Origin of the sequence: Kitasatospora sp. NPDC094016 (assembly GCF_040304045.1) — a bacterium.
Lineage (GTDB): Bacteria > Actinomycetota > Actinomycetes > Streptomycetales > Streptomycetaceae > Kitasatospora.
In genome coordinates this window covers 41,887-67,537 of sequence record NZ_JBEOUK010000009.1, presented here as the reverse complement: position 1 = coordinate 67,537, position 25,651 = coordinate 41,887, and the positions used below count along the sequence as shown (strand labels likewise).

Sequence of the window (25,651 nt, the reverse complement as noted above, 5' to 3'; positions counted from 1 at the left end):
GCTCGACGGGCCGACGGCGAAGCGGGGGCGCCGGCAGCGGGTGGAAGCCGATCCTCCCGCCCGCTGACTCCGCTCACCCGGAAGGGGGAGGCGCCGTCAACCTCGCTTGCCAGGATCGGCGGCGAGGCGGCCGAGCATCGCCATCACGGTGATCCGCGCGTCCTTGTCGTTCGTCACCGTGCAGTGGGCGTCGACGCCTCGCGCGTCCGGTGCTTCATCCGGGTCGGTCAGGCCGATCCGGATCAGGTCGACGGCGTACTCGCGGCACTGGGAGTAGTCCTCTGCGGCGCGGACCGCCTCGACGTGGTCGATGTGGCCGGGGTCCGCAGCGCGCAGCAGGGCCGGGGTGGGCAGCGGGCCCAGTGCCTCTCCGATCCATTCCGAGACGGTCTCCCGAGGGCAGTCCCGTTCCAACCGCGACGCGCTCGCCGCAGTGAGCGCCAGGTGAATGAGGAGCGTCCCGAACCAGTTGGCGGCCTCGGCCGGAGAAGTGTCCGTGCCCGTCGGCGGCATCACGGCGCGGTACAGCGCAGCGGGGTCATCGGCATGTGCGGCGGCGGCGACCGCCTTCACGGCGCTGCCGAGGGCAGCCTGGTCGATGGTCACGTCGGTGCTTCTTTCCCTAGTCGGCAGCCGTCAACTTACCGCTCCGGCACGGTCGAAGGACCCGTTAACGGACATTCTGTGGGATCAGCTCCGTCGAGCAGTGGTCGTCATCCGGTGGCTGTCGCGATCCGCCGTGTGGCTGCTGCTCCTGCAGCGGCCTTCGGCCCGGGCCCTGGCCGAAGGCCGCCGAGTGCTGATGGGCGTTACCGGGGCAGGTGCGGCCGGTCGCCGGGCTCCTGGGTGGGGAACCGTTGGCCCGCGCCCGGAAGGGCGGGCGCCGGATAGTTCGACACCTCGTATTTGGCCAGTTCGAGCTGCTCGGCGGTCGGGGGCAGCGCCGGGGCCCTGCTCACGCCGCCGTTGAACTGGAAGGCCGAGGTCAGGTCCCCGAAGGTGTTGCGCCGCCAGTCGGTGACGGTGGCCGACCGGACTCCGGTGAACCGTTCCAGGAACTGCAGCACCGAGGTGTGGTCGAAGGCCTCGCCAGCGGCCCAGCCGCCCGTCGTCCAGGGCGAGATGATGATGCACGGCACTCGGAAGCCGCCGCCGATCGGCAGGCCGCCGACGAACTCGCCCGGCGTGCCGGCCGGGGGCACCGGTGGCGGCACGTGGTCGAACAGCCCGTCGTTCTCGTCGTAGTTGAGGATGAACACCGTCTTCGCCCAGACCTCGGGGTTCGACGCGACGGCCTCGATCTTGGAGGCGACGTAGTCGGCACCGGCGGCGGGCAGGTAGTCCGGGTGCTCGGACTGGTAGCTGGTCGGCAGGATCCAGGAGACGGCGGGCAGCCGGTTGTTGCGCGCGTCGTCCTCGAAGGTGCCGGCCGGCCGGGCCGTCATGCCCTTGCGGTGCAGTGCGCTGCCGGGCGCGGCCTGCTGGAAGTTCTTGAAGAGCGAGAGCATGTTGGTGCCGTAGTTGTCGGCTTCCTGGTAGACCTGCCAGCTGACGCCGGCCGCCTCCAGCTGTTCGGGGTAGGTCTTCCAGGTCAGCGGCGCGGGCGCCGAGTTCTTGATGATCGGGCCGCCCTGGCCACCGTCGGCTCCGATCGAACCCGTCATCCAGTACAGCCGGTTGGGCCAGGTCGGTCCCTGGACCGAGCAGAAGTAGTTGTCGCAGATGGTGAACGACTCGGCCAGGGCGAACTGGAAGGGGATGTCCTCCCGGGTGTAGTACCCCATCACGTACGGGCCGTTGACGCCGTCGGCGGACCGGTGCGCGGGCAGCCACCGGTCCATCTTCCCGCCGTTCCAGGCCCGGTGCTGCACCGACCAGGAGTGGCTGGTGGACGGGATCGCCTGCGCGCTCGTGGTGCGGGTGTCCAGGTGGAACGGCAGCAGGTAGCCGTCCGGGTTGACGCTGTCGGGCTGGTAGAACACCGAGCGCCCGTTGTCCAGCCGCAACGCGTTCGGGTCCGCGAAGCCGCGGACACCGGCCAGCGTGCCGAAGTAGTGGTCGAAGGACCGGTTCTCCTGCATCAGCAGGACCACGTGCTCGACGTCCCGCAGCGAACCGGCCTTCGGCACGCCCGCCGCTACCGCTCGCTGGACACTCGGTGGCAGCAGGCTCATCGCCGCTGCCGCTCCCATTGCGCCGGCCGCCGATCCCAGCAGCCTCCGTCGGGTTGTTCCGGACATCAGCCCTACCCTCTCCGTCGCGCCGGTGCGCGTGCGGGATGTCACCGCACCGGACCACCTGTGGCCTTCCCTGAAGAGCTTCGAGGCAGTGGAGATGACGGATGAACAGTCAGGGAATGTCAGGTACCCGCCAGGCGATGCAGCCGCGTGACGCTGCAGCTCGGGCACCGGTCAACGGGGGTGGGGGACCGCCGCTCCTCCGACCTTCGTCCAGAGGCCGGCACAGTCGGGTGGTGGCCGCAGATTCCTGATCGTTCTCACGTTGTTCGGGAACAACGTGCACCACCGCTCACCTGGGTGCAGAGGCCCTGGTGCGCGGGGTGGCGGCCGGGCAGGCTAGTTTGTCCGGGTGAGTCTCCTCGATGATGTGGCCAAGCGCGACGGCTGGCGATGCTGGGTGTGCGACGAACCGGTCGACCCCGACAAGTCGGTGAACGATCCCAGGGGGCCCAGCGTCGACAGCCGGACCGCCGACCGGAAGGCCAAGGTCGCCGAGCGGCTCGCGCACCGCGGGTGCAACAGCCGCAAGGGCGCGGTCAAGGTGGTCATCGCCTGGCCGGACCGCCTGTACGTGGCCGAACCCGCGCCGCTGATCACCGTTGCCGCGAGGCTGGAGCGCAAGGGCGGCCGCGAGATGGTGGGCCGTTGTCCGACCAGGCAGGACGCCCGGGAAGCGGCGGACTGGCTGGTGGACCGGTTCTCCCGACTGGCGCCGGGGCTGCCGGTGACCGCCGACATCGAGGCGGGCGGCGGCCAGTTCCTCGTCATCCTGGCCACCGGCCGCCGCTGACCGGGGACCACCAGCGCACACTCGCGTCGAGCTGGACCGCCGGACCACATCGACCCGCCCTGACGAAGGCTGACCCACGGGCGCGTGACGGGCTGCGACTCTCCGACCTGGCGCATCCTCACCGAACTCAGTACGAGCCCCGCCCGCGCCACCAGCCCGCTCCGCGCCCTGCTCGTCCTGGCGAACCTCGAACTCGACCGCTGACAGGCGATCAAGACCGAAGACGGCCGCCCACGACCGGCACGAGCACCCGCGAACCCCGCCGCACCGGCGGAGACCAGGATGGTGGATCTTCAGCGAGGATCCGACCGGACCTCGGTCAGCCGATGCCTTCGACGATGCGGAAGTCGCGCTCGACGCCGTCGGAGAGGGCGACCAGCGCCTCCCGGTAGGCCGCACTCTCGCGGGCCGCGACGGCCTGCTCGAAGCTGTCGAACTCGATCAGGATGGTGCGCTCGGCGATTCCGGCGTCGTGTGCGACGACCCGGCTGTCACGGGCGAGGACCCGTCCTCCCCCGGCCTTGACGGCGGGACCGGCCAGCTTGTCGTAGGCAGCCAGCTTCTCCGGGTCTGAAATGGTGCGGTAGACGCTGACCCAGTAGCCCTTGGGCATGGAACCTCCAGTGTCGGGATGGTGCATCTGACTTACGGGTTGGTCTCGGACGAGCGTCGGCGGGCGAGCGCGAGGCTTGTCAGTGTCGTGATCGCCATGGCACCGATGCCGACCAGCGCCGCGGTGGTGTAGGCGCCGTCGTCGGGGAAGAGGAGGCCGGGGCCGGTGCCCGCGGCGAGGATCAGGCCGCCGATGGCACTGCCCAGGGAGTACCCGACGCTGCGGACGACGTAGTTGAAGCTCATGGCGCTCGACGTCTCGCTCCTCGGGGTGACGGCCAGGATGACGCCGGGCATCACGGCCGAGAAGCCGCCGACGCCGAAGCCGAGCACGCCCATCGCCGCGAACAGTTCGGTCAGGTCCGACCGGGCCGCCGCGAACAGGGCGAACCCGCCGCCGACCACGACGGCACCGCCGGCCAGGAGCAGGGGGTCGGCGTTCCGCGTCCGGACCCGCGGCGTCAGCTTGCCGGCGACGAACCCCAGCACCGAGAACGGGATGAGGACCAGCCCGGCGACGAAGGTCGTCAGCCCGAAGCCGTAGCCGGCGCCGTGCGGCGTCTGCGCGTACCGGGTGATGAGCGTGAGCAGGAGGTACATGCCGATCCCGCCGACGAACATGGCGAGGTTCGCCCCGGCGACCGCCGGGTGCCGCACCGCCCGCACATCGACCAGGGGCGTCGTGCTGCGCAGCTCGATGACGGCCCAGACGCAGAGGAGCACCACCGCGACGACGGCGAGGCCCGCCGCCACGGCGAGGTGCCGGCTCCACAGATTCCGTTCGCCGGCGAGGAGCAGCACCAGGAGCAGCGCAGCGGCCAGGACGACCGCGCCTGCCACGTCCACGTGGGCGGAGCGGTCCTCGGGGGCTTCGGGGATGGAGCGCCACGCGGTCAGGAGGGCGGCGGCGGTGACGACCAGGCCTAGGCCGTAGGCGGTCCGTACCCCGCCGAGCTCGGCGAGCAGTGCGGCCAGCGGGTAGCCGACGCCGGCCCCGATGATCGAGACCACCGAGATCAGGGAGATCACGGCCGCGCTGCGCTCCTCGGGGAGGTGGTCCCGGGCCACGCCCATCATCAGCGCGGTCAGCCCGAGCCCGACGCCCTGGGCCGCCCTGCCGGCCAGCAGCCACGGGAACGGCAGCGGCAGCACGGTGAGCGCGCTGCCGGCGACGACGACCGCCAGCGTGGCGAGGATCGTGGCCCGCCGGTGCGGGCCGGCTCCGAGCCGGCCCAGGACCGGCGTGGCGACGGCGCCGCTGAGCAGCGCGACGGTCAGCGTCCACTGCGCGCTGCCGAGCGAGACGTGGAACGAGGTCGCCACGCTGGTGATGAGCGGCGTCCCGAGGCTGGCGACCGCCGCCACGACCAGAGCGATGAACATCAGGGCGGGGGCCAGCAGCCGCGCCTCGGAACGCGCCACCGGGAACGCCTCCGCCGCGACCGCGCCGACCGGCTGCCCGGTCACCGCTTCGGCCCTTCGCGGTCCTGGCTTTCGAGCTCTGCCAGATGCTTCAGCGCCGGAAGGGCCGCCACCAGCGCCTCGACCTCGTCGCCGGTGAGCTCGCCGATCAAGTGCTCGAACGCGTGGACGCCGGCCTGACGCCGCGTCCGGACATAGGAGGCGCCGGCCTCGGTCAGGCACACCAGCGTGACCCGCTTGTCGGACGCGTCGCCCCGCCGCTCGACCAGGCCGGACTCCTCCATCACCCGGACCAGCGTGGTCATCGCGGGCTGGGTGACGCCCTCGACCGCGGCCAGATCGGTGATGCGCCGCGGGCCGGTCCGGTCCAGGGTGGCGAGGGTGGCGGCGGACGTCAGGCTCATGTCCCGGGGCAGGCGTCTCGCGGCCCTGGTGGCCAGGCCGTAGAGGGCTGCCCCGATGGCGGCGGACGCGCCAGGAGTGGTGTCGTGACGACTCATGCTCGAAGCATAGCAATTTTATATTCATATTTTATGGATATGGTCGACCGGCGCGGGCTGCGGAAGTTCTGCTCGGCCGAGTGCCGGACCGCCCACAAGGGCGGGAAGTCCTTCGACAGCGGTCGGGTCGGTCCCGTTGGGAGCCGGGGAGTGTCGGGGCGGCGTGGTGAGTGACGTGAAGTGCTCGGTTCCGAGGATCCGGTACCTGATGTCCTCGGGCAGGCGGGCCAGGATTCCGGGGAGTGGGCGCTCTCCGTCGACCTGGCTGTGGTGGGCCGTGATCGCAGCCCACTTCTGGTCCAGCCACTGGCGTACGTCGTATGTCACGTCGGCCAGGGTGTCCGGGACGCTCAGTACGGATTTGCCGACCCGGCTCAGGAGCGGCCCGAGGTCGGCGATCGCCGAGTGGGGGTGGGTGGCCATGTGGACGGCGGCGGGCCGCCAGGGTTCCCCGGCGTCCGGGTAGAGGTGTTCGAGTCCGGAGGCGGCGATGGCCAGCAGGGTCGCCCGGTGGGTCTGCCGGTGGTCCGGGTGGCCGGTCAGTTGCCCGTAGGCGTCGTGGGTCAGCACGATGTCGGGCCTGATCGCGCGGATGTGCCGCACGATGTCCTCGACCACGCGGTCGACGGGCGCGTCGCACAGCCGCGGCCGGCCGGGGGCGGATTGCGGGACGCGGGCGTCGGCGTAGCCGAGCATCCTCGGTTCGCCGGCGCCCAGGATGTCCAGGGCGTCGGCGAGTTCGGCGGCGCGGTGGCTGTCCTCGGCCCAGGTGGCGGTGACGACGGCCGTCCGGGCCCCGGACGCGGCGTGCCGGGCGAGGGTGCCGCCGACGAGGAGCGATTCGTCGTCCGGGTGCGCGAGCACGGCGAGCAGGGACGGCAGGGGTGGCATGGCAGGTCCTCCTTGTCCGGCGGGCGCGGGGTGAGCGGCTGGTGACGGCTGCGCGGGTCGGAGGCGGGCGGCGAGTGCGGCCATGTCGGTGGTGAAGCGGCCTGCGAGGTCGACGCCGGTCTCCTGGGCGATGATCATGAGCGAGAACAGGCAGTCGGACAGTTCGTGGCCGATGGCCCCGGTGCTCGCGGTCACGTCGGCGCGGTGGCCCTGGTGGGCCATGACCAGTTTCGCGAGGTCGCCGACGTCGCCGGTGAAACCGAGGACGAAGTCGGACAGGTCCCAGGTGCGGCCCAGCTTCCGCCGGTTGATCTCGTCGTAGAGGTCGCGTACTTCGCCTGCGGCGGCGGACATCTCGTCCCAGGTGGTCATCGGCTGCTCCGTTTCGGGTGCGTGGTCGGGCGGGATCGGCGGCGGACGCGGTTGTGTTCCGCTGGTCGGGGATCTCGGTGGCGTACTGGCGGGCCTGGAGGAGGTAGGAGGAGCGGTTGACCGCTGTTCGGGCCGGCCATCGGCTGCGCGTGGGTGCCCTGTTCGGCGGGGCGGCCTTCGTGCAGGACGTGGATGAGATCGGCGCCCGCGGTGGCGGCGAGGGTGTCCCAGCCGTTGTCCTGGGCGTCGATGATCGGATGCAGGTCGGCGTAGTCGGCCGCGCGCTTGGGCAGGGCCGGGTCGTCGCTGCGTTCGGGTCGGCCGATCAGGACGTCGGCCCGCAGGGCGAGCGGTGGCTGCTGGAAGCTCTGTTCGAGGACGGTGGAGGGGGCGGACAGCTGGTCCCGGTCGGCGGTCGCGGCATCGACCCCGTCCCACAACATCCGGCGGGTATCGGGCAGGTGGAGGCCGGTGACGATCCGGCGGGCGGTTGTGAAGAAGCTGATTCCGAGCATGGTCTGCTTGTGGGAGGTGAACCCCCGGTCGGGGGCGGCCGGCCGCCGGACGGGAACTGCTCACTGTCGGAGACGTGGTCGGATGGCAGGGGGCGGACGCCGCAGGTTCGGACGGGCGGGGCTTCAAGCGGCCTCCTCCACCGTGTGGTTGGGGCGGGGCGCGGGGTGTCATCCGGGTTCGCCCGGCCGGCGGGGCTGTGAGACGAGGTACTGGGCGACGCCGGTGCGGCGGGCGGTGAGCGAGGCGCGGAGTGTGCGCAGTCGGCGCGGGGTGACGACACGCTCCCATTCCTGGACGGTGCGGACGGCGTGAGCGCTGTGTTCGGCGGGGTCGGGGGTGATGCGTTCGAGTTCCTTGTCGGTGAGGCGGCCGCCGTCGAAGGTGACGCCGATCTTCCAGGGCCATGGTGGTTCCGGCGGGGTGAAGGAGAGCATCAGGAGGCGGGGGGCGTCGTCGAGGGCGGCGGGGACGAAGCCGATCTCCTCGGCGGTCTCGCGCAGTGCGCATGTCCACGGGTCCTCGTCGTCGTCGAGGAGGCCGCCGGGGTACTGGTATTCGCCGGGGTGGTGGACGGAGGTGAGTAGGAGCGGCCGGTCGTGGCGGTCGGTGAGGAAGACACCGGCGTAGGAGATGCCGTGCGGCAGGGTGGGGACGAACCGCTCGGGCGGGACGAAGACCATGGTCAGGCTCCTCGCTGGTCGTGACGGCAGGGGTGGCCGAGCCGGGTGCGCAGGTCGGCGGCGAGGCGTTCGGTCCGGTCGGGGTCGTCGGGCAGGAGGCCCGCGCCTTCGGCCATCAGCGCGTGGAACTGCTGCTGCTCGTAGGGGGTGCCGGGCGGTAGGGCGGCGATGTGCCAGTGGACGTGGGCGTTGCCCTGCATGCTGCCCAGACTCAGCAGGTAGAGGCGTTCGGTGGGGACGGTCGCGGCGAGCGCGGTCGCCACCCGGTGCACGACCAGTTGCAGGGCGAGGTACTGGTCCTCGGTGAAGCCGCCGACGGTGTCCTCGACGTGGGCGCGCGGGGCGACGAGGAGTTTGCCGGGCAGGGTGGGGTAGCGGTCGAGGAAGGCGACGTGCACGCCGTCGTCGAGCACGATGCGGTGTTCATGCCCGGGCTCACCGGCGAGCATGGAGCAGATGAAGCAGGGGCCGTTGCGGGCCCGCTCGTTGTAGGCGTCGAGGTCGAAGGCGGTCACCCCGTCCAGCTTTCCGAGCCGGGGCGCAGCGTCATGTAGCCGTCGACGGGGTCGAATCCGAGGGCGCGGTAGAGCGGGGCTCCGGTCTCGCTGGCGCGCAGCTCGATCGATCCGCATCCGCAGTGCCGCAGTGCCTGGACCAGGGTGGTGGTGACGGCGCGGGCGTGCCCGCGGCGTCGGTGGGCGGGGTCGGTGGCGACGGTGTGGATCCGGGCCCACCGGCCGGTGGGGTGGGTGGGGCCCCGGTAGCCGCGGTAGACGATGCCGATGGCGCAGGAGGCCAGTGTGCCGTCGTCGGCGGGGACGACGTAGGCGAGCAGGTTCGGGTCGGTGCCGAGCCGTTCGCGCATGTCGTCGCGGAAGGTGGTGCGCCAGTCGTGGGTGAGTTGGGCGCCGTCGAGTACCGCGACGCGCAGGCGCAGCAGTTCGTCGGCGTCCTGGGGGCCGGCGGGGCGTACGGGGGATCCGGTCATGCGGGACTGCCTCCGGGGTTCGGTGGGTCATGCGGGTGGTTGTCGGGGGAGGTCGGGGCGGAGGCGGTTGCCGGTCGGTGCCGCCGTCGGGTCGGTGCGTGGTGCGGTAGACGTACGGGGTCCGGGTGGCGGGGAAGGTGGCGGTGCCTTCCTCCACGACGGGCTGCTGGTCGGCGATGGCCCGCGGCCGGGAGCCGGTGTCGGGCGGCAGCCGCGGCTCGGGCGGGCGTCGGTGGCGGCCGACATCCTCGGGCCCCAGCCCTCAGCCCCAGTCCTCAGTCCTGGACCAGGTCGCGGGGGTCGGCGCCCTCGGCCCAGCCGTGGGTGGAGAACCCGCGGCCACCGGACAGGTAGGCGGACAGGGCGGCGTGGGCGCTCGGGAACATCGGCAGCGGCAGCCCGCCCTCTGGCGACCACACCACGGCGAGGTGCTTTCCGGGCTCGGTGTTCGTCAACTCGCCCTGCCAGGCGGTGGCGAGGAACACCGACAGCAGGAAGGGGCCCTTGCCGTCCCAGCCCTGGCGGACCTGGACCGTGTGGACCAGCCGCAGGTCGCGCGGGTCGACGACCAGCCCCGTCTCCTCCGCCAGTTCACGGGCGGCGGCCTCGTCCAGACGCTCGCCGGCCTCGACCTTGCCACCGGGGATCGTCCACACCGGCGTCGTGTTCCAGCTGTTCGTCGCGTAGTTGACCGTCGCGACCCGGCCGCCACTCCGGTCGTGGACGATGACGGCCACCGCCTGTCGCAGGCTCTCCACAGCACTACCTCCAAGGACGCTTGGTCAAAGGGGACTTGGGGACTCCACGGTGCCCGGCGCCGGTCCGCGCGGCGGTTCCAGGACGGTGCGGGCGCAGCCGAGGACCTCGTCACCGCGGTGGTCCGGGGCCCGACGTAGCGCCGCGGGGCAGTCGATCGCGGCCCACGCCCGGCACGCCGCCCACTTTGCACTGCTCGGCGCGCGTCCGTGCCTGGCGAGGAACGCCGCCCGCGGGTCCGGGTGGTGCGGGGTGAGCTGGAGCATCACACGCATCAGGTCGCGCCGCACCGGCTCCTCGACCTGGGCGCGCTCGAAGTCGATCACGCCGACCACCAGGGCGCCGCGCTCGCGGCGCACCAGGCGATTGCGTGGCCGGAAGTCGTCGCCGCCCGGGTACTCCCACAGGCCGGGCAGGACGCCGTGCGCGGATCGGCGGATCATCAGGATCCGGCCGCGGGTGTCGCGGACCACCACGCCGACGCCGATCCGTTCGGCGCCCTCGCGGAAGGCGAGGGCGGTCAGCATGTCGAAGTCGATCACAGGGTGGACTCCTTGATCTCTCGGGCGGACGCAGCCCGCCGGCCGGCGTCGGTCTTCGCCGCGGTTCCTCCGGACACGGTCGGCGCGCGGGCGCGCGAGTGTGCTGGAAGAAGGCGATCCGGCATCCAAGTTTCTTTCTGCGGAACCGAGTTAAGGAACCCCCTAGAGGTTGGCGGTCTCCGATGATGGTGCTGTTCGAGTGCGGTGTTCAAGTGGATTACCTCCGGGCGAGCCCGGGTCGAACAGGGAGGTTTCGAGCACCTTCCGGGCGCGGTCGAGGGCGTCCCCCAGCCGGCCGCGGACGGGCTCGGGCAGGCTGACGGAGCCCAGTACGCAGGCGGCGAGAGCCTGTTCGAGCTCGGCCGTTGGGCCGGGTTCGAGGTAGTCGCGGACGCCCGGACGCCCGGGTGGCCGAGGAGGCCGCGCAGCGTGTGGCGGTCGCCCATTTCACCCGATCGGATGATTTCCGAGCGCCGGCCGTCCGCCTCCACACCGCGGCGCAGGGCCAGACCGAGGCGATGTGGGCGAGCGAGCACGAGACCCGTGAGGAGATCATCGGCCGGTACCGCCGGGTCGCGGAGCACTCCGACGCGACGATCGACGCCCCCACCGTCGAGGCGCCGGGCTACGTGCCCTGGTGGCCCCGTCCAGACGTCACGTCAGATTCCGGCCCCGGCTGGCTGGTACCACCAGGCGTCTCCAGCCGAAAACCGCTTCACCTCCCGGAGTGAGCTAGCACATCCTGGCCCCCATTCCCTGCGGGCGTGGCGATCAGGTGGTTTTCGCCATCCGCTGCGGGGGCGGACCTGGGCGCGCTACCGCACGTTGCGGGTCTGCTCCGAGTCGGCCACCGGAACCGGTCGCTGATCGCTGACGCGGTCACCGCCACCCTGCCCGCCCCGATGGATCCCGTCGTCGCCTGCAAGGATGCCGGACCAGTGGCCCTGTCACCGCGGTCCGGGCGGGAACGGGAGTGGATGCGCCACCGGATTGACAACTGATCGACCGGGCAGGAGCCGGTCCCTCGGAACGGTCATCTGGTAGGCGTACCAGGGAGTCGGCTGGTTCCCGCCGGTGTTCAATGGCTTCGTCATCGCATCGGTCTGGAAGGACACCCGTCACGTGGGACGCAGGAAGCCGGGCAAGCCGCGCCGCGGGCGAGGAGCGGTCGGGTACACGTTGCGGCAGCTCCAACCGCCCGGCTACGACCAGTGGATGGCCCCGGCCGTCGGACACGGGCCGGAACTGGCCGGCGCCGATTCCGGCCTCTCGCCGCAGGCCGTCGACCTGATGCGCCGTCTGACCCGCCTCCAGCCCGCCTACGGGTCGAAGATCCCGCTGCAGGCCGTCTGGCTCGACCTCGCCATCGACGACGGCGTCCTGCGGCTGCGCGGGAAGGACGGCGCGGTCGACCACCTGCCGGCCGCCGACCTCGCTCGCGCGTTCGGCCACGCGGCCGGCCCGGACGGGCTGCGGGCCCTGCTGCACGAACTGCACGCCGCCGGCGCGCTGCTGGTCGAGTCGGACGGCGGCGACGACACCGTGCTGCGCGTGGTCGTCGGCAGGCCCGCGAAGCCCGGCGACCCATGGCTGTTCGGCGGTGACGCCGCCGGCGATCTGGTGGCCCGGACCTGCGTCCCCGGTGACCCGCGGGTCCTCGGCGCGGAGAAGTTCGGCGCACTGGGGTACCTGCGGTCCCATCTCGCGGTGGGCACGGTCGGCAGTGCGGAGGAGTACGCGGCGTTCGAGGGTGTTGGATCGGTGGAGCGTGCCCGGGAGCTTTTCGACGCGGTCGCGGACCTGGTCGGCGTCCGTGGCTGCCCGGCCTGCCCGGCCGCGCACCTGTGTACTCGCGATCCGGACGCCGACCAGGTGGCGTGAGGACTCGGTGGGCCCGGCCCCGCCGGTGTCCGGTGGGGGAGACGGCTGCGCCGCGCGATGGCCGATACCACCCGCCCCGGCCTGGGACCTCGCCGCCCCACGCCCGAGTGGTGGGGTTGAGCCGGCCTGGTCGACGGGCGACTCGTCGTCACCCGGAGCCCGTCCTGCGCGTCGAGTCGTGGCCGGTCGGCCGGACGCTGCATGCAGCCCTTTCCCAGCACCCCGCCCACCCTGACGACGGCCGGAGCGAGGACGATGACGAGCCCGACGGCCGGGAGCACGGTCTGCTCGGCGACATCCGCACCAGGGTCCGCTGTCGGGCGGCCGGGCTCACCCTGGAGGTCATCGACCGGGCGCCCTGCCCGCCGCCCAGGACGACCTGCGGATCGCCGGCCGGCACGCCGACGCCTGTGCCGGGCGGCGGCGAGTGCGGGTGGCCGGGGCCGAAGCCGCTGTCCGCGGTCGGCAGGTTCGGGGGGCCGTACGCGGTGATGCGCAAGTGCTCCTCGGCCGGGCGCGGGAGTGTGCGGCTCTGGCGGCAGGTCGGGCCGGCCCCGGCCGGTCCCGGGAAGAGCTGCCCAGTGGTGTCGAGCGCGTGGTTCCAGCGCGAGGGGTTCTCGGGCCGTGCGAGGCGGGCGAAGACCGTGCTGACGGGCGCGTCGGCGGTCGGGGTGTTCTCGAATCGCGTGGTCGTTCCTTCCCCGGCGCGGGGTCGGCCGGTCCCGTGCGGGCCGTGGTGTCAGTCGAGGGCGAGGCGTTTGTTGAGGGCCTCGCCCGAGGGCAGGGGGTCGATGAAGTTGTGCAGGAACGTGAGCATCGCGTCGGTGTCCAGCCCCTGGCAGGCGGCGTCCATCGCGGCGTAGAGGGACTCCTCGATCCCGGCGACGGCGGTGGCCAGGCGTTCGCCCTCGGGGGTGAGGCTGAGCTGGAGGTAGCGGCGGTCCGCGGCGTCGGTGCGGCGCTCGACCAGTCCGGCCGCGACGACGCGTTCGACGAGCCGGCTGGGGTTGGTGCCGCTCTCGCACACCAGGAGCTGCCCGAGCCCGTTGAGACTCAAGGTGCCGTGCTGCTGGAGCAGGCGCAGCACCTCGGCCTGCGACGGGGTGATGCCGTGCGGTTTGAGGGCCTGGATCAGCAGCCGGTTGCCTTCGCGCTGGGCGGCCAGGATCGCGAACCGCAGGTGTTCGGCCTTACGCATCGGCGTTTCGCCGGGTGGTCGGCACGGTGGCGAGGAAGTCGTTGACCGCGGCGGCGTAGGTGGCGGGGTGGGAGAAGCGGAACATGTGGCCGGTGCGCGCCAGCACGACCTCCCGGGCGTCGGGGATGCCCGCGAGCATGACCTTGGAGGCGTTCTCGCCGATCAGCACGTCGTGGGAGGGGGTCAGGATCAGGGTCGGGACCTGGACCCGGCCCAGCGCGTCGACGTAGTCGGCGGTGAGGACGGCCCGCAGGCGGGCGCCGAAGGAGGCGGCGGGGGTGTTGGCGAGGAACAGTTCGCGGCTGCGCGCCTGGCTCCAGGGCACCTGGCCCTCGCCGTCGTACGGGGAGGTGAGGCGGCGGGCGTGGGCGCGCAGCGTCAGCTGCCGGTAGAGCGGCCCGCGGGCGCTGCCGATCGCCCGCATCAGGGCCTTCCACGGCTTCGAGTCGACCGGGTTGGCCGCGAAGCCGCCGGACATGACGAGGGCGCGTAGGCCCGGCGGGCGGCGGGTCGCCAGTGCGAGGGCGATGTTCGCGCCGAAGGAGTCGCCGACCAGCACGTAGTCGTCCAGGTCCGCGATCGCGCTCTCGACGTGGTCGGCGTAGCGCTCGATGTCGTCGACGCCCTCGGGCAGGCGCAGCGTCCGTTTGAGTGCCTCGCCGTAGGGGGCCAGTTGCTCGGCGCTCCATGGGGCGCCGGAGAAGCAGGGGATGAAGACGAGGGTCGGATTCTTCTCTGAAGTGTTCATAGCGGACACATTACACGACATACGTGTCGCGACACATGTGATCTAGGTCACATTCCTGGCCTATTTTCCCCGGACTCGCCCGGTCTCGGGCGGCGGTGCGGGCCGCCCCGGCACGCAGGCGGCGGTCAGCCGGCTGCGGGAGGCCGGGCCGCATGGCGATCAGCCTGGCCACCGACAGGCTCCCGAGCGGCGGCCGCTGGCGGGTCACGACCGGTGTGCGGCCTCGCCGGCCCCAGGTGCGTCCTCTGGGCGGTCTGCGGGTGAAGCCCGCCTCGTCCTCGAAGCAGATGTAGGCCCCGCAAGCCGCCCGGGCGCTTTTACCTCCGCCCGCGTCACCTCCTTCGTGCCGCCTCGGGCAGTGTGGCCAGACGCTCCTCTGTTCCGGCCGGGTCGAGGCAAGCAGCGATTTCCCAGCCACCGTCCTGAAGCTCTTCGGTATCGACCGACCCGCCGCCGTCGGCCATCCAGCCGACCTCGGACAGGAGACGCAGTGTCCCCTCACGGGAGAAAGGCGTGCGGACGTTGCCCTGACCATGCGACCCTGCGGCCTCGATCTGTCCCTGGATCAGCACGGCGAGGAGGTGCGCCAACTGGTCACCGGACGCGGGCGTCAAGTCCCACTCGGTGAACCACAGCCGCCGCGCCCACGGCCGTACCCGGGCCAGTGTGTCTCGAAGTTGTCCAAGCGATGCGAAATACCAGGAACAATGTGCGAGCACCACATGGTCGAAGGCACCCTCGGGGAAGTCCACTGATGGGTCAAGGACGTCGGTGCCGAAGCGGAAGTCGATGCGCGGCCCGAGGGGGCCCGCCGCGAGCCGGGCTGCCGATTCCCCGAGCGTCACCGGCGCCCCGTAGGAGGGCTCGGCCACGTCGACGGCAACCACGCGTCCCTTGGGCCCAGCCGCCTCTGCCAGGACGGCGGTCATGTCGCCCTGGCCGCAGCCCAGTTCGAGGACGGTTGAACCCGGCGCGATGTGCCAGCCCGCCACGAGCGCGGCGCGGTGACGAGTCTGGGACAACTGGCTGTCCGGGCTGTGATCGGCGGCAGCCATACCGGCCGCGAGCGAGGGGGCCTTGGCGCGAAGATCGGAGAGATTCACAAAGTCCTTGGTGATACTCGACGGGTCGGTGGTGGCCGATGGTATGAGACGCGGGGGCAGCACACCCCATATTTGCCTCGTCTGCTCCACCTGTGGGTCGGTGCGGAGCGCCTGACGCAGCACACGCCGTTCCCTGTGCAGATCTTGAGGTGTTGGGGCCCGAGATCGGTCGCGCAGGGAGAACGGCGTGCGGTTCACCAGGCTATTGAGGTCGCTGGTCGGATGCGAGCAGGAGGTGCCGGAAGATGCCTGGTTCGATGAGGGAACGCGGGTCATGGTGGTGGCGGTGCGTCCGAGGTCCCGGGCGCGTCGCCGCTGCGGGATCTGTCGCAGCCGCTGTCCGCGGTTCGATGCCGGGGCGGGACGCCGGCGGTGGCGGCACCTGGACGCGGCCGGGCTGCAGCTGTTCCTGGAGGCCGATGCCCCGCGTGTGTCGTGCGAACGGCACGGGGTGGTGGTCGCGGCGGTGCCCTGGGCCCGGCACGACGCCGGGCACACGCGCGACTTCGGCCAGCAAGTCGCCTGGCTGGCCACCGAGTGCTCCACGTCGGCCACCGCGCAGTTGACGCGGGTCGCCTGGCGCACCGTCGGCGCGATCCTGGCCCGCCACCAGCGTGATGCGGACGCCGGGCTCGACCGCCTCGCCGGGCTGCGGCGGATCGGGATCGACGAGAGGTCGCCACATTCCGCACGAGCACATCGTCGTGTGCCTTGCCGCAGTCTCGCGGGCCGTGATCACCGCCACGGCTCCGGTCGGTTGCTCGCGCGGTACCACCCGCTGGATGCGGTCTCGGCTGTCCGGCGCCGGGGCCACCGTGCCTGACCCGCCGGCCGCATCGTCCGGTCGGTGACCGGGGGACGCTGGGACACGGTCGCGGCGCGGGCGGCGGCCTTCTTTCGGTGGGGTCGGTGGAATTGAATGTCGGTCAGTTCCGCAGGGGTGCGCGATCGGGGGCAGGGGGTGGCCGGGAACGCTGTCGGAGGCGTTGGGCGCGGCCTGTTCGTCCTCCTCCTCGGCCTGGCCTCCTGGGCGACGGGGTCGGTCACCGCCTCGGTGAACTCGCACGACGGCAGCGGCGAGGTCGCCAGCCCCGTCCGCGTCCTCGCGCCCTCGTCCGGGGTCCTGTCGACTGGGTGCCGTGGGGCCCGCCCGCCGCCGGCTGCGCCGGGCGGCGGCTGCCTGTGGGGGGCCGGTCACAGGGGTACGGCTTCCTGTGACCGGCCGGTGGGTTCAGTTGATGTGGAGCGTGGTGATGGTGCCGTAGTTCTTGGTGATGGCCTGGTTCTTGCCGAAGGTGTGGCGGTAGAGGGAGCCGTCGCCCGGCTCGTACTCGAAGTACCCGGCGTTGTTGCCGCTGCTGAAACTCGTGACCGACCTCTGGTCGATCCAGATGTCGCCGGCGTTTGCGAAGCACCTCCTGAAACCGGTGCCGTTGTCGTTGGTGATGCCGATGGCGAAGTAGTCGCTGGCGAACAGGCATTCGGCGAAGTTGACTTCGTTGGTCGCGTGGGCGGGCACGGTGCCGACGGCCAGAGCCATCATGGCGACTCCTGCGGCCACGGCGATTCGTCGCTTCAGCATGACGCAAACTCCCTGGTGTGTGAGGTGGGGCATGCGAGTCGAAACTGAAGGGACACTAACAGGAGGTGTTCAGGTCGCAACCTGGTGTAACGATTTTCGGACATCATTCTGTTTCCCGGGGCTTTTGCGGGACTTTGCTGAGCCGAATTCCACACCCGCCACACCCACCACACCCACCACACCCGCCACACCAATCACACCTGTCACACGGACCCGCGCGGCCGTCCGCGCCGGGCCGACCCCTTGCGGGCGGGTCGAAGGGGAGACTCATGCGCAGCGGCCGTTCTCCCGTGCTTCGTGACGCGACATCTCGAAGTGTGGGGAACGGCCGCCTGCGCTGTCCCGGGAGGAAGCATGGATCAGCAGGTCGGGTGACCTGCGAGGTTGAACGGAAAGCTCAGAACGGAAAGCTCAGAATTGTCCACTGTTCGGGGCAGAGCCCGCTCGGCTGGGAGATCCCAGCCGAGCGGCTGTCCGAACTGCTCGCGGCCTGAACAGCCGGCCACGTGTTGCAACGGTCCCTGGAATCCGCTTTCGATGGCCGTGCCTTCGTCGTCTTTCGAATACCGTTGCCGTGCCGTGCCGTGCCGTGCCGTTCCGTGCCGTGCCGGCCCGGTGCACGGGCCCTCTCTGCGGGCGCCCACTGTGGGTCCGTTCAACGGCGCCGGCCAGGTTCCCCGGCGCGCCGGTGGTTCTCGGGGAGGTGCGGTTCAGCCGCACAGGGCCGCGTCGACGGCGTCCTCGGCCGGCTGCAGGTCCGCGGGGCCGGTCGGGTCGGCGGTCATCGTGACGCTGGCGGCGCGTCCGTCGCTGGTGGCGGCGCTCCAGGTTCCGTAGCCGGGGATGCTGCCGTTGTGCCACCAGAGAGTCTTGTGGCACGACAGTTGTGTCCTCATGATCCCCAGTCCGTAGTCGTAGCCGGGCGCGCCCGTGGGGACGGTGGTGCGCATCTGCGCGAGCTCGGGGCCGTTGAGGAGGTGGCCTTCCTTCATGAGTTCGGAGAAGAAGCGGGTGAGGTCGGAGCTGGTGGAGATCATCGCGCCTGCCGCCCAGGCCGCAGAGGGGTCGATCTCGGTGACATCGCGCAGCGGTCCGTTCGGGCCGTTCTTGTGGTAGCCGTGGGGGTGGGGTCCTCGGAGGGTGGTCTCGGCGGGGGCGGGGAGGTAGGTGTGGCGCAGTCCGGTCTTCTTGATGATGCGTTTGTCGACCTCGCCGGCGAGGGGCCGTCCGGTGACCTTTTCCACGATCATCCCGGCCACCAGGTAGTTCGTGTTGCTGTACCCCCAACTCGTTCCGGGGGCGAAGACGGCTTCGTGTCGTAGTGCGATGTCCAGGGTGTCGCGGGGAGAGAGGTAGCGGCGCTGGAGGATGTCGTCGGTGACGTCGTTCTCGTAGTCGGGGAGTCCGCTGGTGTGCTGCAGGAGCTGACGCACCGTGACGTGGTGCCCGTCGATCCCTTGTCCGCGCAGGAGGTTGGGCAGGTAGGTCTCGACCGGGTCGTCGAGGCGGATCTTGCCCTCGCCGACCAGTTGCAGGACGACTGTCGCGGTGAACGTCTTGGTGACGCTGCCGATGCGCACCTCGCCGTCCCGGGGCGTCTTCGCGCCGGTGGCCAGGTCCCCGATGCCCGCGGCATAGGTACGGGTGTGGCCGGCCTGGTCACGGACGGAAGCCAGAGCGCCGGGCACGTGATCGGGGCTCACCATGGCGTTCAGACGCTGCTGGATGGTGTCTGGCCTGGCGGCCCCCGAGGCGGCACCGGCGGAGGGGGCGAGGGCGCCGAGGGCGAGGGCCGCGGTGGCCACGGCGACGGCGGCGTGAGTCGTCCTGCGGCGCAGGGCGTGGGACCGGAGCTGCGTGTGTGAGTTCATGGGATGTCGTCTCTGATGGTGTGTGCGGTTCTGGTGTTCGCCGGGGTTTCCGGCGCGGTCAGTGTCCGGAGAGGTTGCGGCGGACGCACTGGACGTACTGGTGGAGGCCGTCGGGGCGGTAGCACTCCTGGGTGTGGTTCGCGTACCAGGCGAGGAAGGCGGCGGCCAGGACGGACACCGCGATCGCGGCGAGTGAGAGCAGCAGGCCGGCGAGCGCGCGGCCCCGGCCGGTGCCGGTGTGTCCGGACGTTCGCAGGGCGATGGTGCCCGTGACCAGGCCGGCGGCGCCGGCCAGGGCGCCGACGACCGCGAACGAGGTGAACAGGCCGAGCGTGCCCAGTGTCACGGCTGCCGTCGCCGGGGTGTTGCGTGTTGCTGCGGGCCGGGCGGCCGTCGTTCCAGGGGTGTGCATCCGCTGTCCTTCCGTGATCGGCCCGGTCGCTCCGGGCCTGACCGATCCTGGAACACGGCGCCTTGTGCGCGCCTCCCGGGCGGGAGGGAAACGGTGCTCCCCCGATCGGGGGAGGAGGGCGGGGGTGCGGGACGTCATACTCGGCGTCGATGACCTGAGGAATCCGGCCGTTGCTACGCGGCTCCACCTGCACGGGCGTGCTGTTCGTGTTCCTCGGCGCGGTGGCGGGCACGGTGCCGCTGCCGTTCGCCGTGCTGCCCGTGCTGCTGTGGGAGTTTGGCCCGTACGGGGTGCGGGCTGGTGCTGGTGGTGTGGGCGGGGCTGGTTCGCCGCGGCCGGGCCGGCGCGCACCACCGGGCGGGTGCTGATCGCGCGGGGCCGTTGCCTGCTGGACGCGCCGGTGCCGGAGTCGGCCGGTCCGCTCGGCGTGGGCCGGTGGCGTCCTTGACCCTGTCCGCCCTGCTTCCCCGCCGGGGCCCCGAGTGAGCCACCCACACAACCCCGACGGTCCCGGTGGCGACACGGTCGCGCTGGCCACCCCGGCTGCCGCGTCTTCGACTCCTACATCGAGACCAGCGGCGCCGCCTGGCGGATCTACTGGACCTGAGGCTCGGACGCCGCCACCCGCCGACAGGCCGACGGCCAGGAGGCGGTCCTCACCGTGCTGCTCATCGGCCCGCACCTCTGATATCGCCCCAGTGCCCAGCCTGCGGCCCGCGCGTTGACTCACCGGCGCAGATTCAACGTCTGCGCCACGCCCACAAAGGAGAAGACCGTCCCGAAGGTCCTAGAGGAGCGCGGCGGCCACCTGCCACACCGCAGCTACATCGCCGGCGTCGTCACCGAACTGGAGGCGCTCCGGTACGGCCCGGACATCTGGTGGCTGGAGCAGGCAAGCCCAGCCGGCGCGGACGCGCTGCGTGCGGACCCCGAACGGGACCGTGCCGCCGCAGTGGCAATCCGTGACGGCGGCGACCAGGTCGTGGTGGAGCTCGACAGCGGTGGGACGGTCAGAGGCAGTCGTGGAAGTCGTCGTTCCTATGGCCCGTGCCGACGCGGAACGCTGTGGTGACACTGGAGTAGTTCGGGTCGACAATCACACGCCACGTCCCACGCGCGTCGGTTCTGTCGTACTGCCATTTGCCGTAGCTCAGCACCGGGTGCCTGGTGCCTGCAACGTTGTTGATACAGGTCAGCAAGGAGAGTACGTCCAGGTCGCCGGTCGTTGGATGATGGCCGTCGTCGATGTGTCGCAGTCCGTACGAGGACGGGGTTCCGCAGAGCAGGTTGATGTCCCCGAGTGCACCACCCAGATCCTGCAAGTGGAACTGGGTGTGGACAGTAGTGGCGGGGACGACGGATTCGTCCTGTGCGCAGATGTCGCCCGGAGGTAGCGTCCGACCGGATGATGCGGCGGCCTCAGCGGTGGGAAGCGCGGTCAAGGACAGGATGCTCACGGCTACAGCCATGGTTCGGCTGAGGGTTCGTCTTGAAACGCGGACGGTGCGACAGCGCTGGTTCGGCACGGGGGGACTCCTTGTCGTGAGAGAGGGGTTGACGGTCGGATTCCCGGGTTTCGGATCTCGCATGTCGTCCTCCACACGGACTCATTCCAAGGCAGCGATGTGGCAAGGACGTTGTCCACCGTTCGAGGGGATTCCACGGCGTCACCCGCTCGGCGTTCGGAGGCTGAATTCCGGGGCAGCGGTGCCCGCGCCCGGTATCCGGTGCGTTGATGCGGATCCGATGCGCGACGAGACCATACGAGCGGCGGAGTTCGGGGAAGGCTTGGGCGGAAATGGATGGCAGCCCAAGTTCATCGGCGTTCCCGCGCCGACCCGAAAGGAGAAGATCATGACGGATCGTTCGTGTCTGGTTCACCTGCGCAATGGCACCGGCCTGACCATCGACTCGGTCACCGTGAAGCACAACTGCGGCGGCGATTCCTATCTTGTCGACAAAACGATCAAGGGTATGGCGCCGAACGACGAGCAGTACGTGTTCGACGCCAAGTACAAGACCGGAGCGATCCACTCGGACTCCGACCACTGGTACCTCGAGTACACGCAGGGCGATACCACGCACAAGACCAGCGATGGCTTCACTTGTGAACTGCAGTCCGACGACGACGGGGGGACCGTCGTGATGAGCTTCACGGAGACCAATCTCAACGTCAAGCCCCCGAAGTCGAGTGCCTGCGACAAGACCATCAAGTAGCCGCTGCTGGGCGGACCCCCGATAGCGACCGCCCCGGTCGGCCCGTCTCCGTCTCGGGTGCGGCGAACCGACAGGGTTCGGGTGTCCGTCCCAGAAGGCGTGGATGCCGCCCCGGTGGGTTGGCCCGAGGCGGCGACGGTCGTTCGATCGCCGCCTCGGTGGTTCGCCGGGTTCGCGGGCCGTCCGAGAGGTGGGGCCGCAGGCCGGCGGGCGGACCTGGGTCGGCGGTCGGTGCGATCGCCACGACCATCGCCGGCGCGAGGCCTGGCTGACTGCCTTGCGGCTCCCGCCATGCTCACCGGGCCGCAATTCGCGAGAAGATCCGACACCGCCCAGAGTGACGTTTCCGGATGGATCGCCAGGCTTGCCAGCCACGTTTCGATAGCCGGCCGAAGCGGATATGTCGCACATTACGCGAAGGGGAGTTCGAATCATGTCCTACACCGCCCCGGTGTACGTGTGGAACAATATGGCGGACGGGAAGAAGATCGACAGCATCACTGTCGGATACGAGCACCTGTTTGACGGTAGTGGCGAAGACCGTCGGACGAGGACGGTGGAAAACCTGCCCCACGGCCTGGATGGAAAGGTCTACCTCTATGACGTGAAGTATCGGACCGGCCCGCTCAGCGAAGACGAGTGCGACTGGACTATCACGTTTTTTGCGGGCGGTAAATCGTATACAGGGCGTGAGCGGTTCCGGTGCAAATTGTCGCCGGACGACGCAGGCAAGGATGTGCTCATCGGGCTCAGTGCGGAGGGTTTTCACATCGGTCTCGGAAGCTCAGGTGGTTGCGACGGCCCGGTTGAGTGATTCAGAACCTCATCCCGCCTGTTGCCCGGAGTCTGCGGCCACCAGCGCGGCCAGTGCGGTCAACGTTGTGTGGTAGCCGTTGCCGAAGTGGTCCCGGGCTGGATCGAACTGCCCGGACCACGGCGGGATTTGGCCGGTCGTAACCGCGTGGTCCGACAAGGTGTCGATGACTTCCTGGTGGTCCTCGTCGAGTGGTGCGCCTGCCCAGAGTGCTGCCGCCGTCAGCTCCGCCGCGAGGTCGTAGTCCCCAAGTCGGCATCGAGTGGCTGCCATTGATCCTGTGGACTTCTCCGCCCAGGCACGATGGGTCTCGCTCCAGGCCGGGTCGCGTCCTCCGAACCTGGTGGCGTAGAAGACGGTGTGGGTCAGGTCGTACAAGTCGCCGCGTCCCGCCGCGTCCAGGCCGTCCGGGTATCGGCGCATCAGGCTGTCCAGGACCGATTGCATATCGCCGCGACAGTCGCGTGCCCCGCGCAGATCCGCCGCGAGCGCTGCGTCAAAATCCAATGCTCCGGCGGCTGTTGTGGGCGCCTTCCGCAAGGAGGGGACGGGCGTGAAGACGCCGGGCAGCTGTCCTGTGGCTCGTTGCAGCGCGGTGAACACGAGCATGCCTTCCGCTCTCCCGGTCCGGTCCGGGGCCAGGTGCGCGGTGGGTGCCCGCCACGGCTGAGACCGTGACCGGGACAGCCGGTGTTGGCATTCGCGCGCGATGCGGTCCGCCCAGGAGGGATAGCCGCCGTCGATGGCGCAGCGGGACTCGCGGACGGACATCAGGATGAGGGACAGCTCGCAGAGTCGGTGGATCTCGACCGGCCAACGCGTGGTGAACACGGGCGGAAAGAACCGGTCCAGGTGTGTCTCCACCCATGCCCGCAGAACCCGCCCGGCCTCCTGACGGGTCGGGTCGGCCACGAGTGCGGGCGCGGGGTGTGGTTCGTGCGGTGGGGTGGAGGCCGGGCGAGCGGTGCCGCGTGGCGGCTGTTCACGAGCGGGCATCACTGTTCCCCCGCCAGGACGGGGTAGTGGTCGCTGTAGTTGGTGAATTGGTGGCCCTGCGCAGACCACGAGGGGGACGTGGTCTTGATCACCGTATTGTCCCACGTCGCGCAGGGTCGGGTGTGTCCGGTGCGCAGCAGTACGTGGTCAAGTAGTTGCCGAGGGTCCTTGGGATACCGGTACGCGGCGACGTCGTTCTCGGTGGTGTCGAACGAGTAGGGCGGGCCAAGCCGGTGGTCCGGGCGGTCCAGCCGTGCGTTCTTCAGGAGGTCGTCGAACTCCTCGGTGTGGCCGTCGATGTTGAAGTCGCCGGCGACGACGACCGGCTCTGCGCTCGGAATCGACAGGCTCGTCAGGTAGGAGTCGAGTTGCACGAGCTGCCTGGCCCGGACTTCGCGGGCTGTCTTCTGGTCGTCCGGGTCGTCCGACTGGGTGTGCGTGCCCACCACATGGACGCGCTTCCCGGCGACGTTCAGGATGACGTAGGCGAAGCCCTTGTTGGCCCACCAGTCCGCCCCGTGGCCGTCCCGGTAGATGAACTGTTCCTTATGGACGAGGGGCCAGGTGGAGACGATCACCACGCCACCGTTCTCCAGAAGCGGATTGTAGTTGCCGTTGGTGGCGTTCCAGTCGTCCGTGCTCCTGCCGATCACCGGTGTCTGATACTTGTACCCCTGCTCGGAAAGCGCGCCGAGCACATGGCCGGCAGGGGCGTCGGAGAACATCTCCTGCAACACCACGACATCATGGCCGTGCAGGAAACCGGCGTTCCCGAATAGCCCGGCACGTACGTCCTGGGCCCATGCGTCAGCACCCGCATCCTGATCCTCCGTCCGTCCACGCACCAGGGCGGCACACGGACTCTCCATGTCGACTCGAACACGCAAACAACGCTGCATATATGACGTACCTTCACGACTGGGAAGGAGTGCCGGAGGGCGGCCCGTGCGGCCCGATCGCCCTCGCGTCCTGCCTCCCGAACGTCATCCGACCGATGCGGTACGGTACTTGGGGGTCACCGCTGCGAGACGGTGAGCGGCAATCCGCGGCAGAGCACGTGTCTCTCCGCATGCCGGCAGCAGCATTCCTCCACTGCCCCGTCGTGAACGCGTTCGGGGCGATGGCTGCATCCCGGTGGTGGATCGACGTCACCCGGTCGCGTGGCCAGGCATGCCGCCCGCCGTGGCGCGACCTACAGTCCGAGGCATGAGCCGATCTCGGGAGCGTCGGATATGAGTGGGTGGCAGGTCCTGGAAGCCGTGGTGCGGGTCGCCGTGGGCGGCGTGCTGGTGGCCGCCGGGCTGGCCAAACTGAGGGCGGGGCGGACCAGCCTGCTGCGGGCGGTGCTCGCATACGACATGGCGGGACCGCGGCTCTCCGCAATGGTGAGTCGGGCCCTGCCGGCCACGGAGGTCGCCGTCGGTGCCGCGCTGATGCTCGGTGCAGCGACACGGCCGATGGCCGTCGCAGCCACCGGGTTGTTCGCACTGTTCACCGTGGTCGTCGCGGTCACCCTCCTGCGAGGGAAACGAGTGCCCTGCAACTGCTTCGGCTTCGCGCGTAGGTCCGCAGCCGTGCGCTGGTCGATGCTGGCCCGAAACGCGGTACTGATCAGCGCTGCCCTGTTCGTTCACCGACTCGCCGCCGACCACGGAGCAGGTCCGTGGTCGGTCGACGGCGTTGTCGGACCAGGCGGCGAGGTCCGGTCCGGCCTCGTTCTCGCGGCCATCGGCGTTGCTGTAGCAGCGACCGCCCGGACGGTGGCTCGCCGGGCGTCGGGGTAACCGCCGCCCACCCCGGCCGCGCGGCCGGAAGGTGGCGTGACGACCGTTCCGAGACTCCGTAGCTGTGGGAAGACGAAAGAATGCGATCGATGATGAAGACCCTGCGCACCATGCTCTCCGGCATCCTCGCCTTCGTCGTTCCGGAGACCCGGTTCCGGGTCAAGTGCACGGACCCGGTCAAGTTGGCGGCCTGCCAGGAGAAGTGTGTGGGCAGCGGTAGGGATCCATTCGGATGCCTGCTTGAGTGCGAAACCGACTGTCTGTAGACAGCGGACCGCTCGCCAAGATGCGCCGCCAGGACAGGGCGCTCCTGCTCTTGCTCCAGCTCGACCGCGCGGCCCGTAGCGGTAATGCCGCCCTGGCCCGCCAGGCCCTGGACGACGTCCTCTACGTCGCTTACGCCCTGACCGCCCGCCACCGCGAGCCCGCCGAACGGATCCTGGCCGCTCACCCGACCTGGCAGGGCGCGCCCGCTGATACTGCCCCGGCGGCCGCCGTTTCACCCTGGGGCGAAACGGCGGACACCGGGGCGGTCCCCCGAGATGCCGTCGAGACGGAGCCGGCCGTCGTGCCTGCTGACCGGGTGGCGATACCCGGCACCGAAGCACCCGCCATGCCGCCCCGGGGAGAAACCTCGGAGCCCGCGGGGCAGGCCCCCTTCGGCCGCCAGGCCCGTCCGGAAGGCGCTGAAGCGCCCCGGGCGGAAACCGCCCTGGTCGTCCCGGCCGGCGAGCGA

28 protein-coding genes and 1 pseudogene are annotated in these 25,651 nt (G+C 70.6%); 8 read left to right on the top strand and 21 right to left on the bottom strand.

The annotated features are described in order from the left end of the window. Nucleotides 1–96: 96 nt before the first annotated feature. A complete protein-coding gene (locus ABT015_RS11715; RefSeq protein WP_350878597.1) occupies nt 97–606 on the bottom strand; it encodes a hypothetical protein in 510 nt (169 codons plus the stop codon). 203 nt (nt 607–809) lie between these two features. Next, on the bottom strand, nt 810–2,240 hold the full coding sequence (locus ABT015_RS11710; RefSeq protein ID WP_350878596.1) for an alkaline phosphatase family protein: 1,431 nt from the start codon (nt 2,238–2,240) through the stop codon (nt 810–812). A gap of 349 nt (nt 2,241–2,589) precedes the next feature. On the opposite strand from ABT015_RS11710, the gene ABT015_RS11705 reads away from it, so the two are divergent. Continuing rightward, nucleotides 2,590–3,030 (top strand): hypothetical protein, encoded by a 441-nt coding sequence (locus ABT015_RS11705; RefSeq protein WP_350878593.1) that lies wholly within the window; start codon nt 2,590–2,592, stop codon nt 3,028–3,030. 319 nt (nt 3,031–3,349) lie between these two features. On the opposite strand, the gene ABT015_RS11700 is transcribed toward ABT015_RS11705, so the two are convergent. The 10 genes from ABT015_RS11700 to ABT015_RS11655 form a co-directional block, all read right to left on the bottom strand. Continuing rightward, complete coding sequence (locus ABT015_RS11700) at nt 3,350–3,643, bottom strand: DUF1330 domain-containing protein (protein WP_350878592.1); 294 nt, start codon at nt 3,641–3,643, stop codon at nt 3,350–3,352. 32 nt (nt 3,644–3,675) lie between these two features. Beyond that, nucleotides 3,676–5,109, bottom strand: a complete 1,434-nt coding sequence (locus ABT015_RS11695) for an MFS transporter (protein ID WP_350878590.1) — start codon at nt 5,107–5,109, stop codon at nt 3,676–3,678. Further along, nucleotides 5,106–5,468: a MarR family winged helix-turn-helix transcriptional regulator gene (locus tag ABT015_RS11690; protein ID WP_350878772.1), complete on the bottom strand. Its 363-nt coding sequence runs from the start codon at nt 5,466–5,468 to the stop codon at nt 5,106–5,108. The genes ABT015_RS11695 and ABT015_RS11690 overlap by 4 nt, the downstream gene beginning before the upstream one ends. Before the next feature lie 120 nt (nt 5,469–5,588). Further along, nucleotides 5,589–6,455 (bottom strand): PIG-L deacetylase family protein, encoded by an 867-nt coding sequence (locus tag ABT015_RS11685; protein WP_350878771.1) that lies wholly within the window; start codon nt 6,453–6,455, stop codon nt 5,589–5,591. Between the two features lie 368 nt (nt 6,456–6,823). Then, the gene (locus ABT015_RS11680) at nt 6,824–7,342 is read right to left on the bottom strand and encodes a hypothetical protein (protein WP_350878588.1); all 519 of its coding nucleotides are present in this window, start codon (nt 7,340–7,342) and stop codon (nt 6,824–6,826) included. Nucleotides 7,343–7,510: 168 nt separating this feature from the next. After that, nucleotides 7,511–8,023: an NUDIX domain-containing protein gene (locus tag ABT015_RS11675; protein ID WP_350878586.1), complete on the bottom strand. Its 513-nt coding sequence runs from the start codon at nt 8,021–8,023 to the stop codon at nt 7,511–7,513. Between the two features lie 2 nt (nt 8,024–8,025). Next, on the bottom strand, nt 8,026–8,538 hold the full coding sequence (locus ABT015_RS11670; protein ID WP_350878585.1) for an HIT family protein: 513 nt from the start codon (nt 8,536–8,538) through the stop codon (nt 8,026–8,028). Beyond that, the gene (locus ABT015_RS11665; RefSeq protein WP_350878584.1) at nt 8,535–9,011 is read right to left on the bottom strand and encodes a GNAT family N-acetyltransferase; all 477 of its coding nucleotides are present in this window, start codon (nt 9,009–9,011) and stop codon (nt 8,535–8,537) included. The genes ABT015_RS11670 and ABT015_RS11665 overlap by 4 nt, the downstream gene beginning before the upstream one ends. A gap of 275 nt (nt 9,012–9,286) precedes the next feature. After that, the gene (locus ABT015_RS11660; protein ID WP_350878583.1) at nt 9,287–9,769 is read right to left on the bottom strand and encodes an NUDIX domain-containing protein; all 483 of its coding nucleotides are present in this window, start codon (nt 9,767–9,769) and stop codon (nt 9,287–9,289) included. 24 nt (nt 9,770–9,793) lie between these two features. Beyond that, nucleotides 9,794–10,309 (bottom strand): NUDIX hydrolase, encoded by a 516-nt coding sequence (locus ABT015_RS11655; protein WP_350878582.1) that lies wholly within the window; start codon nt 10,307–10,309, stop codon nt 9,794–9,796. A gap of 407 nt (nt 10,310–10,716) precedes the next feature. Between ABT015_RS11655 and ABT015_RS11650 the strand changes: the two genes are divergently transcribed. Together ABT015_RS11650 and ABT015_RS11645 are read left to right on the top strand one after the other, a co-directional pair. Next, on the top strand, nt 10,717–11,040 hold the full coding sequence (locus ABT015_RS11650) for a DinB family protein (protein WP_350878581.1): 324 nt from the start codon (nt 10,717–10,719) through the stop codon (nt 11,038–11,040). A 391-nt stretch (nt 11,041–11,431) separates the two neighbouring features. Then, on the top strand, nt 11,432–12,190 hold the full coding sequence (locus tag ABT015_RS11645; RefSeq protein ID WP_350878580.1) for a hypothetical protein: 759 nt from the start codon (nt 11,432–11,434) through the stop codon (nt 12,188–12,190). 739 nt (nt 12,191–12,929) lie between these two features. Here the strand turns inward: ABT015_RS11645 and ABT015_RS11640 are convergent. The 3 genes from ABT015_RS11640 to ABT015_RS11630 all read right to left on the bottom strand — a co-directional run bounded on the left by ABT015_RS11640 (nt 12,930) and on the right by ABT015_RS11630 (nt 15,239). Continuing rightward, nucleotides 12,930–13,388 (bottom strand): MarR family winged helix-turn-helix transcriptional regulator, encoded by a 459-nt coding sequence (locus ABT015_RS11640; RefSeq protein WP_350878579.1) that lies wholly within the window; start codon nt 13,386–13,388, stop codon nt 12,930–12,932. After that, nucleotides 13,381–14,136, bottom strand: coding sequence for an alpha/beta fold hydrolase (locus tag ABT015_RS11635; protein WP_350878577.1), 756 nt, complete (start codon nt 14,134–14,136; stop codon nt 13,381–13,383). Before ABT015_RS11635 ends, ABT015_RS11640 begins: the two co-directional genes overlap by 8 nt. Nucleotides 14,137–14,468: 332 nt before the next feature. Further along, complete coding sequence (locus tag ABT015_RS11630) at nt 14,469–15,239, bottom strand: class I SAM-dependent methyltransferase (RefSeq protein WP_350878769.1); 771 nt, start codon at nt 15,237–15,239, stop codon at nt 14,469–14,471. A 187-nt stretch (nt 15,240–15,426) separates the two neighbouring features. On the opposite strand from ABT015_RS11630, the pseudogene ABT015_RS11625 reads away from it, so the two are divergent. Then, nucleotides 15,427–15,918 (top strand): annotated as a pseudogene (locus tag ABT015_RS11625) (helix-turn-helix domain-containing protein); the annotation flags it as partial. Between the two features lie 552 nt (nt 15,919–16,470). Here ABT015_RS11625 and ABT015_RS11620 read toward each other — a convergent pair. The 4 genes from ABT015_RS11620 to ABT015_RS11605 form a co-directional block, all read right to left on the bottom strand. Then, nucleotides 16,471–16,821: a beta/gamma crystallin domain-containing protein gene (locus ABT015_RS11620; protein WP_331742835.1), complete on the bottom strand. Its 351-nt coding sequence runs from the start codon at nt 16,819–16,821 to the stop codon at nt 16,471–16,473. Between the two features lie 710 nt (nt 16,822–17,531). Continuing rightward, nucleotides 17,532–18,692, bottom strand: coding sequence for a serine hydrolase domain-containing protein (locus tag ABT015_RS11615; RefSeq protein ID WP_350878575.1), 1,161 nt, complete (start codon nt 18,690–18,692; stop codon nt 17,532–17,534). A 58-nt stretch (nt 18,693–18,750) separates the two neighbouring features. Beyond that, entirely contained in the window at nt 18,751–19,104 is a 354-nt protein-coding gene (locus ABT015_RS11610) for a DUF4190 domain-containing protein (protein ID WP_350878574.1), read from the bottom strand. 1,010 nt (nt 19,105–20,114) lie between these two features. Next, entirely contained in the window at nt 20,115–20,561 is a 447-nt protein-coding gene (locus tag ABT015_RS11605) for a hypothetical protein (protein WP_350878573.1), read from the bottom strand. A 289-nt stretch (nt 20,562–20,850) separates the two neighbouring features. Between ABT015_RS11605 and ABT015_RS11600 the strand changes: the two genes are divergently transcribed. Together ABT015_RS11600 and ABT015_RS11595 are read left to right on the top strand one after the other, a co-directional pair. After that, complete coding sequence (locus ABT015_RS11600; protein WP_350878571.1) at nt 20,851–21,321, top strand: hypothetical protein; 471 nt, start codon at nt 20,851–20,853, stop codon at nt 21,319–21,321. 433 nt (nt 21,322–21,754) lie between these two features. Next, nucleotides 21,755–22,135 (top strand): hypothetical protein, encoded by a 381-nt coding sequence (locus ABT015_RS11595; RefSeq protein ID WP_350878570.1) that lies wholly within the window; start codon nt 21,755–21,757, stop codon nt 22,133–22,135. Between the two features lie 9 nt (nt 22,136–22,144). On the opposite strand, the gene ABT015_RS11590 is transcribed toward ABT015_RS11595, so the two are convergent. Together ABT015_RS11590 and ABT015_RS11585 are read right to left on the bottom strand one after the other, a co-directional pair. Continuing rightward, nucleotides 22,145–22,999, bottom strand: coding sequence for a DUF6895 family protein (locus ABT015_RS11590; RefSeq protein ID WP_350878568.1), 855 nt, complete (start codon nt 22,997–22,999; stop codon nt 22,145–22,147). 131 nt (nt 23,000–23,130) lie between these two features. Next, nucleotides 23,131–24,000 (bottom strand): endonuclease/exonuclease/phosphatase family protein, encoded by an 870-nt coding sequence (locus ABT015_RS11585; protein WP_350878768.1) that lies wholly within the window; start codon nt 23,998–24,000, stop codon nt 23,131–23,133. A gap of 363 nt (nt 24,001–24,363) precedes the next feature. Here ABT015_RS11585 and ABT015_RS11580 point away from each other — a divergent pair, with 363 nt between their 5' ends. Both ABT015_RS11580 and ABT015_RS11575 read left to right on the top strand, forming a co-directional pair. Beyond that, nucleotides 24,364–24,915, top strand: a complete 552-nt coding sequence (locus tag ABT015_RS11580; RefSeq protein ID WP_350878567.1) for a MauE/DoxX family redox-associated membrane protein — start codon at nt 24,364–24,366, stop codon at nt 24,913–24,915. 89 nt (nt 24,916–25,004) lie between these two features. Then, nucleotides 25,005–25,181 carry a hypothetical protein gene (locus ABT015_RS11575; protein ID WP_350878565.1) on the top strand — a complete coding sequence of 59 codons (177 nt, stop codon included), beginning with the start codon at nt 25,005–25,007 and terminating at the stop codon, nt 25,179–25,181. Nucleotides 25,182–25,651 lie beyond the last annotated feature (470 nt).

Bases quoted from the DNA above. Each gene is read 5' to 3' on its own strand.
- ABT015_RS11635 (WP_350878577.1), bottom strand. From the start codon at position 14,136: ATGAACACTTCAGAGAAGAATCCGACCCTCGTCTTCATCCCCTGCTTC.
- ABT015_RS11680 (WP_350878588.1), bottom strand. From the start codon at position 7,342: ATGCTCGGAATCAGCTTCTTCACAACCGCCCGCCGGATCGTCACCGGC.
- ABT015_RS11575 (WP_350878565.1), top strand. From the start codon at position 25,005: ATGATGAAGACCCTGCGCACCATGCTCTCCGGCATCCTCGCCTTCGTC.
- ABT015_RS11610 (WP_350878574.1), bottom strand. From the start codon at position 19,104: ATGCACACCCCTGGAACGACGGCCGCCCGGCCCGCAGCAACACGCAAC.
- ABT015_RS11640 (WP_350878579.1), bottom strand. From the start codon at position 13,388: ATGCGTAAGGCCGAACACCTGCGGTTCGCGATCCTGGCCGCCCAGCGC.
- ABT015_RS11685 (WP_350878771.1), bottom strand. From the start codon at position 6,455: ATGCCACCCCTGCCGTCCCTGCTCGCCGTGCTCGCGCACCCGGACGAC.
- ABT015_RS11690 (WP_350878772.1), bottom strand. From the start codon at position 5,468: ATGAGCCTGACGTCCGCCGCCACCCTCGCCACCCTGGACCGGACCGGC.
- ABT015_RS11675 (WP_350878586.1), bottom strand. From the start codon at position 8,023: ATGGTCTTCGTCCCGCCCGAGCGGTTCGTCCCCACCCTGCCGCACGGC.
- ABT015_RS11700 (WP_350878592.1), bottom strand. From the start codon at position 3,643: ATGCCCAAGGGCTACTGGGTCAGCGTCTACCGCACCATTTCAGACCCG.
- ABT015_RS11600 (WP_350878571.1), top strand. From the start codon at position 20,851: ATGCGCGACGAGACCATACGAGCGGCGGAGTTCGGGGAAGGCTTGGGC.
- ABT015_RS11615 (WP_350878575.1), bottom strand. From the start codon at position 18,692: ATGAACTCACACACGCAGCTCCGGTCCCACGCCCTGCGCCGCAGGACG.
- ABT015_RS11620 (WP_331742835.1), bottom strand. From the start codon at position 16,821: ATGCTGAAGCGACGAATCGCCGTGGCCGCAGGAGTCGCCATGATGGCT.
- ABT015_RS11585 (WP_350878768.1), bottom strand. From the start codon at position 24,000: ATGGAGAGTCCGTGTGCCGCCCTGGTGCGTGGACGGACGGAGGATCAG.
- ABT015_RS11580 (WP_350878567.1), top strand. From the start codon at position 24,364: ATGAGTGGGTGGCAGGTCCTGGAAGCCGTGGTGCGGGTCGCCGTGGGC.
- ABT015_RS11665 (WP_350878584.1), bottom strand. From the start codon at position 9,011: ATGACCGGATCCCCCGTACGCCCCGCCGGCCCCCAGGACGCCGACGAA.
- ABT015_RS11710 (WP_350878596.1), bottom strand. From the start codon at position 2,240: ATGTCCGGAACAACCCGACGGAGGCTGCTGGGATCGGCGGCCGGCGCA.
- ABT015_RS11595 (WP_350878570.1), top strand. From the start codon at position 21,755: ATGTCCTACACCGCCCCGGTGTACGTGTGGAACAATATGGCGGACGGG.